This is a genomic window from Actinoalloteichus spitiensis RMV-1378 (assembly GCF_000239155.1).
Classification (GTDB): Bacteria; Actinomycetota; Actinomycetes; order Mycobacteriales; family Pseudonocardiaceae; genus Actinoalloteichus_B; species Actinoalloteichus_B spitiensis.
This window is the reverse complement of record NZ_AGVX02000468.1, coordinates 1-6,560: the sequence shown is the minus strand read 5'-3', so window position 1 is coordinate 6,560 and position 6,560 is coordinate 1. Positions and strand designations below refer to the sequence as shown.

Genomic DNA, 6,560 nt, shown 5'->3' with positions numbered 1-6,560 from the left:
GGTGGGGGCCGAGGTGGGGAACGCTCGGCCGTCGCGGCCGCTCACGGGCCGGCCGGCGGGGGTCGGCGCGGGGTCGGCGTCGCCGGGGTGGAGGGGCTCCCGCCCGGGTGGCCGCCGGGGTCGCTGGCTGGGCCGGTTCAGGGCGGCGGCGAGCACGGCAGTGCTCTGACCAGTCGAGACGTCGTGCGCCGTCTGGCGGGGTCTCCTGTCCCGTTCACCTGGTGGTCCCCCTCTCGGTCCTGGTGGTGATCCGGTGTCCGGCGGCGGGTGCGGGACACCGCGGCGCCGCGCCGCCGGGGGGCGGATCGCCCTCCCCGAGTCAAGATCATCTCATTTGGTGTTCGAGCCGCCGTCCGGCGGGATCCCCTTCGGACAAGATCCGTACCCTGGGTAACGACCGTCCCGGGGCGGGCGGTACGTTGTGCCGCCACGCCAGTTTGTTGGCGGTGTCCGGGCCAAATCGCCTGGATATGCCGTACCCGTGTTGTGCCGCGTCACGCGCGGTCGGTACGGTCGCGGCACCGATTCAGAGGAACCCACACCACGGAGGAGATCGTGGCCCTTCCCCAGCTGACCGAGGAGCAGCGGGCCGCAGCGTTGGAGAAAGCGGCTGCTGCCCGCCGTGCCCGGGCGGAGCTCAAGGAGCGCCTCAAGCGCGGTGGCACCAACCTGAAGGAGGTGCTGCTCGCCGCGGACAAGGACGAGGTCCTGGGCAAGATGAAGGTGTCCGCCCTGCTGGAAGCCCTGCCCGGTGTCGGCAAGGTCCGGGCGCAGCAGATCATGGAACGCTTGGAAATCGCCCCCAGCCGTCGTCTGCGCGGACTGGGCGACCGTCAGCGCAAGGCGCTGCTCGCCGAGTTCAGCGGAGAGTGAGAAGTCCTGATCAGAGGGGTCGGCTGGTCGTCCTGGCCGGCCCCTCGGGCGTAGGCAAGAGCAGTGTGGTCGGCAGGCTCCGCGAGCTGCTGCCCGACCTGTGGTTCAGCGTCTCGGCCACCACCCGCCAGCCCAGGCCGGGCGAGGTGGACGGCCGCGACTACCACTTCGTCAGCCCCGACAGGTTCGACGAGATGATCGAGCGCGGCGAGCTGCTCGAGTGGGCCGACATCCACGGCGGTACCCACCGCTCCGGCACTCCCCGGCAGCCGGTCGAGGACCGGGTGGCCAGCGGTCGGCCGGCCCTCGTGGAACTCGACCTCCAGGGCGCCAGGAACGTGCGCACGGTGCTTCCCGAGGCCCTGTTGGTCTTCGTCGCGCCGCCCAGCTGGGAGGTCCTGGTGGAACGGCTCGTGGGCCGGGGCACCGAGAGCCCGGAGGTCGTGGAGCGCCGCCTGGCGACGGCCCGGGGTGAACTCGCGGCCCGCTCCGAGTTCGACGTGGTCGTGGTGAACGAGGACGTGAACAGCGCCGCCGAGCGGTTGCTAGCCTTGTTGACCGGGCCTGACCCGAGAGCAGGACACCGGGACACGGCGGACGCCTCGGACCACGGCCCCTGACAGGCGTCCGCGTACCGGCCGCACCGGGCCGGCAGGCCGCCGCGACCGTGGCGCCGGCCCGGACCACGCACGGCCGTCTAGAATCGGACCACACCGTCGACCGCAGGAGCGCACACGTGATCACCCCCACCGAACTGGGCACTCTCGGAGCCCCGTCGAGCACCACCCTGGAGGGCATCACCAACCCTCCGATCGACGACCTGCTCGGCCAGGTCAGCTCGAAGTACGCCCTGGTGATCTACTCCGCCAAGCGCGCGCGTCAGATCAACGACTACTACGCCCAGCTCGGTGAGGGCCTGCTGGAGTACGTCGGCCCGCTGGTGGAGCCCGGCCCCCGGGAGAAGCCCCTGTCGATCGCCCTGCGCGAGATCCACAGCGGCCTGCTCGAGCACACCGAAGGCGAGTGACCCCGAACCCGTCGGCCGCCCACGACATCGTTCTCGGTGTGGGCGGTGGTATCGCCGCGTACAAGGCCTGCGAGGTCTCCCGGCGGCTCACCGAGGCGGGCAACCGGGTCCGGATCGTGCCCACCGCCTCGGCCCTGCGGTTCGTGGGTCAGGCCACGTTCGAGGCGCTGTCGGGGCAGCCCGTCCGGTCCGACGTCTTCGCGGACGTGCCCGAGGTGCCGCACGTGCGGCTGGGCCGCCAGGCGGAGCTGGTGCTGGTGGCCCCCGCCACGGCGGACCTGATGGCCAGGGCCGCGCACGGTCTCGCGGACGACCTGTTGACCAACACCCTGCTGACCGCCCGGTGCCCGGTGCTGATGGCGCCCGCCATGCACACCGAGATGTGGGAACACCCGGCGACCCGGGACAACGTGGCCCTGCTCCGCCGCAGGGGAGTCGTGGTCATGGAACCCGCCTCCGGTCGGCTCACCGGCTCCGACACCGGCAAGGGGCGCCTGCCCGACCCCGAGGAGATCGTCGCGCTCGCGGAGCTGCTGCTCGACCGCGCGGACGCCCTGCCCCGGGACCTGGTCGGTCGCCGCGTGGTGGTCTCCGCCGGCGGCACCCGCGAGCCCCTCGACCCGGTGCGGTTCCTCGGCAACCGGTCCTCCGGCCGGCAGGGGTACGCCCTGGCCAGGGTCGCCGCGCAGCGGGGCGCCGAGGTCACCCTCGTGGCGGCGAACACCACCGACCTCCCGGTGCCCTCGGGGGTGCGCGTCGTGCGGGTGCGCACCGCCGCCGAGCTCCGCGAGGCCATGCACGCGGCGGCGCCCGACGCCGACATCCTGGTGATGACCGCCGCCGTCGCCGACTTCCGGCCCGAGTCGACCGCGCCGTCCAAGATCAAGAAGATTGAGGGGGACCCGGAGCCGGTTCGCCTCGTCCGCAATCCCGACATCCTCACCGAACTCGTCGAGCGGCGGCGGCCGGGCCAGCTGGTGGTCGGCTTCGCGGCGGAGACCGGTGACGGAACCGGGGACCCGCTGCACCACGGTCGGGCCAAGCTCGCCAGGAAGGGCGTCGACTTCCTGCTGGTCAACGTCGTCGGGGACGGGCTGGCGTTCGAGGTCCCGGTCAACTCCGGCTGGTTGCTGGGCGGCGACGGTTCCGAGCGGCGGATACCCGAGGGCAGCAAGCACCTGCTGGCGTCCACGATGTGGGACGCGGTGGCCGGTGCCACCGCCGGACGAGATCGCGGCGAGGGCTCAACGCTAGCCTGAATCCACGTGCGTTCCCGTGCCGGTTACGGACAGGATCAGCATGCGGCGCCTCGGACGGTCCGGGCAGGGAGAAAAGATGGGGAGTCACGTGAGCGAGCAAGGGCGCAGACTGTTCACCTCGGAGTCGGTGACCGAGGGACATCCGGACAAGATCTGCGATGCGATCAGCGACTCGGTGTTGGACGCCCTGCTCGCCAAGGACCCGCGGTCACGGGTCGCGGTGGAAACGCTGGTCACGACGGGCCAGGTCCACGTGGCGGGTGAGGTCACCACCGAGGCCTACGCCGACATCCCCACCATCGTCCGCGACGTCATCCTCGACATCGGGTACGACTCCTCCGCGAAGGGTTTCGACGGGAACTCCTGCGGGGTGAACGTCGCCATCGGCGCGCAGTCCCCCGACATCGCGCAGGGCGTGGACACCGCCTTCGAGTCCCGGGTCGGCGGGGCCGAGGACGAGGTCGACCGCCAGGGCGCCGGCGACCAGGGGTTGATGTTCGGCTTCGCCTGCACCGACACCCCCGAGCTGATGCCGCTGCCCATCGCCCTGGCCCACCGGCTGTCGCGCCGGCTAACCCGGGTCCGCAAGGACGGCGTGCTGCCCTACCTGCGGCCGGACGGCAAGACGCAGGTCACCATCGAGTACGCCGGCGACCAGCCGGTGCGGTTGGACACCGTCGTCGTCTCCTCGCAGCACGCCGCCGACATCGATCTGGAGCGGATGCTCGCCGTCGACATCCGCGAGCAGGTGATGGCCCCGGAGATCGCCGACATCGGCCTGGACACCAGCGACGTCCGGCTGCTGGTGAACCCGACCGGCCGCTTCGTGCTGGGCGGTCCGATGGGTGACGCCGGACTGACCGGCCGCAAGATCATCGTCGACACCTACGGCGGGATGGCCCGGCACGGTGGCGGCGCCTTCTCCGGCAAGGACCCGTCCAAGGTCGACCGCTCCGCCGCGTACGCGATGCGGTGGGTGGCCAAGAACGTCGTCGCCGCCGGGCTCGCCACCCGGGTCGAGGTGCAGGTCGCCTACGCCATCGGCAAGGCGGCCCCGGTGGGTCTGTTCGTCGAGACCTTCGGCACCGAGACGGTGGACCCGCTGAAGATCCAGGCGGCGATCAACGAGGTGTTCGACCTGCGGCCGGCCGCCATCATCCGCGACCTGAACCTGCTGCGTCCGATCTACGCGCCCACCGCCGCCTACGGGCACTTCGGGCGGGCCGACCTCGACCTGCCCTGGGAGAGCGTGGACCGGGTGGACGCCCTGCGCGCCAGCGCGGGCGCCTGACGAGGAACCAGGCTCGGGCTCCGGCCGGCGCCGCTCCGGTGGCGGCACCCCTCGGTCGGCGGGCCACCACCCGCCGACCCCGATCCCGGCCCCTGAGGGGAACGGCCCCGGTCAGTGCTCCCGGGGGTCGGAGGGACGCTCCTCCGGGGGCTGGAGGGCGTGGGCGGCCCGTTCGGACGGTGCGGGGGAGTCGTCCACCGGACCGGGGCCGCCGGTGTGCGCCTCCAGCCGCATCCGCTCGATCATGTGGGGGTAGTGCAGCTCGAAGGCGGGCCGTTCCGAGCGGATCCTGGGCAGCTCCAGGAAGTTGTGCCGGGGCGGCGGCGAGCTGGTCGCCCACTCCAGGGAGTTGCCGAAGCCCCAGGGGTCGTCCACCGTCACCGGTTGCCCGAACCGGTAGCTCTTCACCGCGTTCCACAGGAACGCCAGGGTCGAGGCACCCAGCAGGAACGAGAACACGGTGGACAGGGTGTTCAGCGTGGTGAACCCGTCGGTGGGCAGGTAGTCCGCGTAGCGGCGGGGCATGCCTTCCACCCCGAGCCAGTGCTGGACGAGGAAGGTGCCGTGGAAGCCGATGAAGGTCGTCCAGAAGTGCAGCTTGGCCAGCCGTTCGTCCAGCATCCGCCCGGTCATCTTGGGGAACCAGAAGTAGATGCCGGCGAAGACCGCGAACACGATGGTGCCGAACAGCACGTAGTGGAAGTGGGCCACCACGAAGTAGGTGTCCGAGACGTGGAAGTCGACGGGCGGTGAGGCGAGCAGCACCCCCGAGAGGCCACCGAGCAGGAAGGTCACCAGGAAGCCGACGCTGAAGAGCATCGGGGACTCGAAGGTCAGCTGACCCCGCCACATCGTTCCGATCCAGTTGAAGAACTTCACGCCGGTCGGCACGGCGATGAGGAACGAGGTGAAGGCGAAGAACGGCAGCAGCACCGCGCCGGTGGCGTACATGTGGTGGGCCCACACGGTGACCGAGAGCCCGGTGATCGCCAGGGTGGCGAAGACGAGGCCCTTGTAGCCGAAGAGCGGTTTCCGGCTGAACACCGGGATGACCTCGCTGACGATGCCGAAGAACGGCAGCGCCACGATGTAGACCTCGGGGTGGCCGAAGAACCAGAACAGGTGCTGCCACAGGATCGCGCCCCCGGTGGCGGGGTCGAAGACGTTGCCGCCGAGGTGGCGGTCCACCAGCATGCCGAACAGCGCCGCGGTGAGGATCGGGAACGCCATCAGGACCAGGACGCTGGTGAGCAGCATGTTCCAGGTGAAGATGGGCATCCGGAACATCGTCATCCCCGGGGCGCGCAGGCAGATGATGGTGGTGATCACGTTCATCGCCGCCAGGATCGTGCCAAGACCGGAGACGATCAGGCCGGTCACCCAGAGGTTCCCGCCCAGCCCGGGGGAGTGCTCGGCGTTGTGCAGCGGTGCGTAGGCGAACCAGCCGAAGTCGGCGGCGCCGCCGGGGGTGAGGAAGCCCGCGACCACGATCAGGCCGCCGAGCAGGAACAGCCAGTACGAGAAGGCGTTCAGCCGGGGGAAGGCGACGTCCGGGGCGCCGATCTGGAGCGGCATGACGTAGTTGGCGAAGCCGAAGGCGATGGGCGTCGCGAACAGCAACAGCATGATCGTGCCGTGCATGGTGAACAGCTGGTTGTACTGTTCGTTGGAGAGGAACTGGAGCCCCGGCCGGGCGAGTTCGGCGCGCATCAGCAGCGCCAGGACACCGCCGATCAGGAAGAACATCATCGCCGTGACCAGGTAGAGCAGCCCGATCCGTTTGTGGTCGGTGGTGCGCAGGTACACGGAGAAGGACGAACCCCTCGGCTTCGGCGGGTGGCTTACCTCAATGATCGTGGGCGTGGGCCGAGTCGCCGAGGTCGTCATCGCGCGTTGTCCACCTGTCTGTCCGGCGGGAGGTGTCACGTTCCGGGGCAGCGTAGAAGCGGCTATTCGGCAGGCAAAATCAATGTCGCTCGTCAGAGTTGTTTTTTGCTGGAGCGGGTGAACCGACTTGACGAATCTCGCGCGGCGAATGACAAATAAGGGTTCGCTGTCGGTCGGTGCGGGCGGCTCCCTCGGCGGGTTCCGGTGGCGGCCCGCCCCCCCC

The 6,560-nt window shown here is 70.5% G+C and carries 6 protein-coding genes; 5 read left to right on the top strand and 1 reads right to left on the bottom strand.

Annotated elements, in window-relative coordinates:
• Positions 1–555 precede the first annotated feature (555 nt).
• The 5 genes from mihF to metK all read left to right on the top strand — a co-directional run bounded on the left by mihF (position 556) and on the right by metK (position 4,450).
• On the top strand, positions 556–873 hold the full coding sequence (gene mihF, locus ACTIDRAF_RS34275) for an integration host factor, actinobacterial type (RefSeq protein ID WP_016700374.1): 318 nt from the start codon (positions 556–558) through the stop codon (positions 871–873).
• Positions 870–1,493, top strand: coding sequence for a guanylate kinase (gmk, locus tag ACTIDRAF_RS34270; protein ID WP_052168897.1), 624 nt, complete (start codon positions 870–872; stop codon positions 1,491–1,493). The genes mihF and gmk overlap by 4 nt, the downstream gene beginning before the upstream one ends.
• Before the next feature lie 116 nt (positions 1,494–1,609).
• Positions 1,610–1,900, top strand: a complete 291-nt coding sequence (rpoZ, locus tag ACTIDRAF_RS0219330) for a DNA-directed RNA polymerase subunit omega (RefSeq protein WP_016700372.1) — start codon at positions 1,610–1,612, stop codon at positions 1,898–1,900.
• On the top strand, positions 1,897–3,159 hold the full coding sequence (coaBC, locus tag ACTIDRAF_RS0219325; RefSeq protein WP_016700371.1) for a bifunctional phosphopantothenoylcysteine decarboxylase/phosphopantothenate--cysteine ligase CoaBC: 1,263 nt from the start codon (positions 1,897–1,899) through the stop codon (positions 3,157–3,159). Before rpoZ ends, coaBC begins: the two co-directional genes overlap by 4 nt.
• 88 nt (positions 3,160–3,247) lie before the next feature.
• Complete coding sequence (gene metK, locus ACTIDRAF_RS0219320) at positions 3,248–4,450, top strand: methionine adenosyltransferase (protein ID WP_016700370.1); 1,203 nt, start codon at positions 3,248–3,250, stop codon at positions 4,448–4,450.
• Between the two features lie 111 nt (positions 4,451–4,561).
• Here metK and ctaD read toward each other — a convergent pair whose 3' ends face one another.
• Entirely contained in the window at positions 4,562–6,337 is a 1,776-nt protein-coding gene (gene ctaD / locus ACTIDRAF_RS29875) for an aa3-type cytochrome oxidase subunit I (RefSeq protein WP_083886488.1), read from the bottom strand.
• Between the last annotated feature and the right edge of the window lie 223 nt (positions 6,338–6,560).

What these genes read in the sequence shown, in the direction of transcription:
- ctaD (WP_083886488.1), bottom strand. Translation starts at nt 6,337, where the DNA reads ATGACGACCTCGGCGACTCGGCCCACGCCCACGATCATTGAGGTAAGC.